Genomic DNA, 2,152 nt, shown 5'->3' with positions numbered 1-2,152 from the left:
CTTAAAGTAATCGTGCCGGGCGATAGACCATTCATGCTCTATTGGTCCGAAACTGCCATCCGGCATACGCATGTTGCCGGCCCGCCAACTCACATAAAACTCCAACCAGGCGTAAGGATGGCGAGCCAAAAACAGCAATGGAATATTATCGATATATTGTTCGATCACATCGCGAAAATGCCACGGCCGATAGGACCAACAATCGCCTATCGCTTGATAGGTAGTACCCATATCTTCCAAAAAGGCGGTGAAGGCGTCCAGCGGCGGACGCTCGGAGCGGCTGCGCTCGGCTAAATACTTGGGCCGCGAGCCTTCGTGCGCCATCAGCGCGAATATTTCCGGATGCGCATTTAACGCCTTGGCAAACCAGCTAAACCAATGGTCGCCGGCATAACCCCAAGCTAACACATAAAACACATGACTGGATTCGTTGATTTGAAACAAGGGCGGCCCCGTGGTTAGGGTGAATTAAATTGAATATTCATCGAATTAAGCGGATAAATATCCTATCGTGGTTAAATCACTGAAAATAGAATCAACGCGATGCCGCCAAGTATGATGCTGAATAATTTCCCGCGCGGCATTGTTTCTGATTCTATCCGCCTCTCGTCGATTGCGCCGGTAAAACGCCACCTTATCGGATAAATCGTCGATATCAAACTCGATATAATGCTCCCCCGGCGCAAAAAAGGTTTTAATTCCGCCGGGTTTTTCGTCGTATTCGCCTTTTCTAATGAATATCAAACCCGCCGATGCCATGCAGTCCACCACCCGAAAATGCATGCCATTACCCTCGTGAAAATTCATCGACGATGCATATACCGCTCTCATATCGGCCGGGCCATCCAGAAAACGCCGATAATACTCACGGTATGCCGACCAGTTGCGCCAATTTTCCGGCCCGTAAATATCCAGCGGCAAGTTCAAATTAACCAACGCATCCAACAACTCCCGGCGGTTCAATAGCCGTATCAGCCGGCCGGTCATGTCGTAGGCCAAGGTGCGGTCGGTGCTCAATTCGGCGCCGAATACGCTCAGCGCCAAGCTGGCCAGCAAGCGCATATAGTCTTCATGCACTTTCAAACTCGCCCGATTTTCGAGCAAGGCTTGTTCTATATACGGCAGAAATTCGCCAAACTTTAATGGCGGGCCGGCTTGGGAAATGTCCCTCGCCAATTCCTCTTGCCGCCACGGCTGCGGAATATGTCCGACGAAGGCGGCGCGGTCGGCTGGCTCGGCGCCGCCCGGATAGTAATTGTCGGGACACGCGCCGGGTCCGAACCACCGATGAAATGTGGCATACGGATATTTTTCCAGCCACTTGGGGCCGAACAAATACGTGACTTCGCTACCCTGAAAATCGCTAATCGGCCGGCCGTTGAAATCCACGACCCAACAAATGTGCAAAATGTCGGCCGGCAAGCAAGGCAAGTCGCTTCTGGGCCGATTCATATCGAAAATCACGCGCGTGCCGCGATCCTTGATCCAGGCCAGTATTTCCGCTTCGCTCAGCGGGCCGCAATGCCAAGACAGGCGAACGTCGCGGCCGGCGAATCCGCCGGCGATTTGTCCGGCAAGATGGCGATACCACGCGTTGTCGCGCGGAAAAAACAGCGAAATGTTCAAGCCCGTCACGACGCCAGGATTGGGCTATAAGGCGTTAAAATCGCGGACGATTTTCTCCACCCGATGTCGCCAGGTATGATTCTGTCGGATGAGGTCGACCGTCTCCAGACGTTGCTGGCTATGCCGATAATCGAACGCCAAAGCGCGCGCATAAACCTCATCGAACTGGTGCCACAAAAACTCGACATAATGCCTGGAATTATCGAAAAAACTATGTAAACCGCGTCGTTTGTGCGGGTCCAAACCCAAGCGGTTGTACTTATCGCCGGAATTTTCATTATACCAGCACAACAAGCCGCCGGACGCCATGCAATCGACGGCCCGAAAATGAAAGCCAACTCCGTCATGCAAATTAAACCGGCTGGTTTGATGCAACCGATTTAATATCGCCGGGTCGCCGATATAGTGTTGATAATAAGTTTGATACTCCGGCCAAGCCCGCCAATTTTCCGAACCGTATATGGCTACAGACCGGGTTTTCGCCAGCGGAAATGCCATGATTTGTCTGCGATTTTTAACCCGCTTT

3 protein-coding genes are annotated in these 2,152 nt (G+C 52.1%); all 3 read right to left on the bottom strand.

Annotated features, from left to right (window positions below; genetic code table 11):
• Positions 1-444: hypothetical protein (locus tag AC3B8H_RS20615; protein ID WP_488443389.1), on the bottom strand; the 444-nt coding region annotated here is incomplete at its 3' end.
• A 45-nt stretch (positions 445-489) separates the two neighbouring features.
• Positions 490-1,635, bottom strand: a complete 1,146-nt coding sequence (locus AC3B8H_RS20610; RefSeq protein WP_488443388.1) for a glycosyltransferase family protein — start codon at positions 1,633-1,635, stop codon at positions 490-492.
• Between the two features lie 15 nt (positions 1,636-1,650).
• On the bottom strand, positions 1,651-2,152 hold a 502-nt coding region (locus tag AC3B8H_RS20605; protein ID WP_488443387.1), incomplete at its 5' end, for a hypothetical protein.

The sequence above is a fragment of the Methylomonas sp. BG-2 genome (assembly GCF_057766305.1).
The sequence above is the reverse complement of the archived record's forward strand: the minus strand, read 5'-3'. Positions and strand labels throughout refer to the sequence as shown.